Genomic DNA, 3,069 nt, shown 5'->3' with positions numbered 1-3,069 from the left:
ATGATCAGCATCCTGTGAATCACATTTTTAGCCCAATGGGTACCCCGTGAGTCTGATCAAGAAACGGTTGGTATTATGCACTTTGCGTGAGCAGTCTGGCTACATTTTTCAGCATGAAATTTGCGAAGGCTATGGTGTGTATCCCGCTTTCATCCAGCGCCGAGATTGCTGGTAAACCGCAGCCTGCGAAGGAAAATCGTTCGGCATCGCCCGCCACGCAATACCGTAACGGATCACATAACGAAGACAGTTGAGCAGCTCCCGCAGCTCATGATGGCGTTGCTCAGCATCTCTCTTCATAAGAAGAAGATAAGGAACAATCAGAGACCACTCTTCTTCGTTGATATCAGATAGATATGATTTACGTGAATTATTCTTTCATCTGTTCTGCAATACTTACGCAAAGTGCATAACACCCTCTAGCCGGTCCGCACAAAAACCGCATACGCGACAGGAACACAGCCGCCATATCACTGAGGCAGATAAACAGTTTTTCATCAAAAAAATCTCAATCATCATCGACATGATACGGCACGGAAAAATCAAATAAAGACATAAATCTTCCGGAAAAGACCCTGTGCACTCCCAGCCCCGCCCGCATGGTCCGATGCCTGTCCGCATCCCCCAATCATGGAACTCCCCTCCGGCTCATTCGCTGACAGTCAAAGATGTCCACGACAGCCCGAGGAGCACAGAAGCATGTCTCTTACCATTCCGCCGCAGTCACAGGACCACCAGCCAGGTGTCGAGAAGAAAATGAAGCCGCTTGCGGTCCATATCCGCCCTGACTATCGCGGAAGCGGAAAGCTTGAGGGAAAGAAAGCACTTATCACGGGCGGAGACAGCGGTATCGGCCGTGCTGCTGCCGTGCATTTTGCACGCGAAGGTGCTGACGTTGCCATTATCTGCATTGAGGAAGAGGAAGACGCACGCGAAACCATCCGCCTGATCGAGGCCGAGGGGCGCAAGGGCCTCTCTCTGATCGGAGATGTCAGATCCAGTGCATTCTGCAATGACGCCGTCAGCCGCACTGTTGAAACACTTGGCGGCCTCGATATCGTGGTGAACAACGCTGGCGTGCAATATGTCAGCTTCGACCTGACGGACATCACGGATGAGGTGTGGCAGCACCACATGGACGTGAACATCAACGGATATTTCTACATCGCGCGCGCCGCTCTGCCCCATCTGAAACAGGGTGCTTCCATTATCTGCACCTCCTCTATCAATGCCTTTTCAGGCAATGATGCGCTGGTCGCCTACAGCACGACCAAAGCCGCGGAAATGGGGTTCACACGTGCTCTCGCGCTGCAGCTTGCCGATAAAGGTATCCGCGTCAACGCCGTGGCTCCCGGCCCCGTCTGGACGCCTCTGCAGCCCGCAAGCTGGGGCGTGGTCGATCCCCAGGCTGTTGCCGATCTGGGGAAAGACGTCCCCATGAAGCGCTGTGGCGAGCCCTCCGAGCTCGGCCCGGCCTATGTCTATCTCGCCTCACAGGACTCCAGCTTCATGACGGGCCAGACACTGCACGTAAACGGCGGGAAAATCATCAATGGCTGAGATGCTGCCCTCCCTGATGGTCCCGACCTCCAGCTGGCTGCGCGCGACACCTCATCGCGCCTGGCTGAATCATCAGGGCCTGAGACTTCTGGATTTCTCGAAAAACTCACGCGTTTCTGAGGGTTTTTCCGCTCTGGATATGCACGGAAATCTTGAACCGGACGCACAGCCTGACACGACGCTGACAGCACGCATGACGCATGTCTTTGCCATCGCCTCCATGCGAGGCCTGCCCGGATGCGCCCCGCTCGCCGTACACGGTGTCAAATCGCTGCTCGGATCACTGCACGACTCAACGCACGGGGGATGGTACGGCGGACTGACTGACGGAAAACCCTCTGGAAAACAAAAGCGCAAGCAGAACTACCTGCATGCCTTCGTCTCCCTCGCAGCCTCATCCGCAACCGTCGCAAAAATTCCCGGAGCAGACGGGCTTCTGAAAACAGCAGCAGCAACCTGGGAAAAGCATTTCTGGTCAGAAAAAGAAGGCGTGTTTCTGGAAAGCTTTGCCGAAGACTGGTCAGATGAAGAGAACTATCGCGGCGCAAACTCCAACATGCACTCCATCGAAGCCTGCATGGCTCTCGGAGATGTCACGGGTAACGCTGCCTGGTATCAGCGCGCCCTGCGTGTCGCAGAGCAGTTTATTCTCGGACTGGCGAGGGAGTCAGACTGGAATGTCCGTGAACATTTCGATCGCAACTGGACATATCTTCCGGATTATCACAAGGACAGACCGACGGACGATCTCCGCCCTGCGGGCATGACGCCGGGACATTACGTCGAATGGGCGCATCTGATGCTCAAGCTCGAAGCCGCTCTCCTGCGCCGGAATGGGAGCGCCCCGGAGTGGCTTCTCCCGGCCGGAACCGCTCTCTTCAAAAGCGGTACGGATGCAGGATGGAGCCGTAACGGACAGGGCGGCATGCTCTATACCGTGGATAATGATACAAACCCGCTGGTCGAAAACCGGCCGCACTGGTGCCAGGCCGAGGCTCTCACTGCGGCAGCAGCCCTGCTCAAACGTACTGGTCACAGCTCATACGAAACCTGGTATCGCAGAATCTGGGACTATATCGATCTCCACATGATAGATCGCAGAAACGGCGGATGGATCCAGGAACTTGATGCGACTAACCAGCCTTCAGAAGTGGTCTATAAAGGGAAGGCCGATCTGTATCATGCCTGGCAGTCCACACTGACCCCGCTGCTTCCTCTGTCTCCTTCCTTCGCAACAGCCGTCAGGGATCTTTTCTGACGCTTATCAGGAGCACGATCTTTGCAATTCACATAAACGGAAACCTGCTCATCCAAAGTGCATGGCACTCTCCGGGCATTTACCGTCAGGCTATTTCGGCAGCCATCAGGCGGCGTACTCTTACGGCGTGTCGTCAGTTAATACCAACCGTTTCTTGATCAGACTCACGGGGTGCCCATTGGGCTAAAAATGTGATTCACAGGATGCTGATCATTCTGAGAAGGAGGCATTCTGTATGGGCAGCCCTCTGT

General features: G+C 55.0%; 3 protein-coding genes. 2 read left to right on the top strand and 1 reads right to left on the bottom strand.

What is annotated here, in order from left to right:
* Positions 1-129 precede the first annotated feature (129 nt).
* Positions 130-345 (bottom strand): transposase, encoded by a 216-nt coding sequence (locus LOC54_RS11900; protein WP_279314004.1) that lies wholly within the window; start codon positions 343-345, stop codon positions 130-132.
* Positions 346-699: 354 nt separating this feature from the next.
* Between LOC54_RS11900 and LOC54_RS11895 the strand changes: the two genes are divergently transcribed.
* Complete coding sequence (locus LOC54_RS11895) at positions 700-1,560, top strand: SDR family oxidoreductase (RefSeq protein ID WP_279314003.1); 861 nt, start codon at positions 700-702, stop codon at positions 1,558-1,560.
* Complete coding sequence (locus tag LOC54_RS11890) at positions 1,553-2,818, top strand: AGE family epimerase/isomerase (RefSeq protein ID WP_279314002.1); 1,266 nt, start codon at positions 1,553-1,555, stop codon at positions 2,816-2,818. Before LOC54_RS11895 ends, LOC54_RS11890 begins: the two co-directional genes overlap by 8 nt.
* The last annotated feature ends 251 nt before the right edge of the window (positions 2,819-3,069 follow it).

The sequence above is a fragment of the Acetobacter sp. AN02 genome, from assembly GCF_029759835.1.
In the GTDB taxonomy this organism is placed as follows: domain Bacteria; phylum Pseudomonadota; class Alphaproteobacteria; order Acetobacterales; family Acetobacteraceae; genus Acetobacter.
The sequence above is the reverse complement of the archived record's forward strand: the minus strand, read 5'-3'. Positions and strand labels throughout refer to the sequence as shown.

What these genes read in the sequence shown, in the direction of transcription:
- LOC54_RS11895 (WP_279314003.1), top strand. Translation starts at nt 700, where the DNA reads ATGTCTCTTACCATTCCGCCGCAGTCACAGGACCACCAGCCAGGTGTC.
- LOC54_RS11890 (WP_279314002.1), top strand. Translation starts at nt 1,553, where the DNA reads ATGGCTGAGATGCTGCCCTCCCTGATGGTCCCGACCTCCAGCTGGCTG.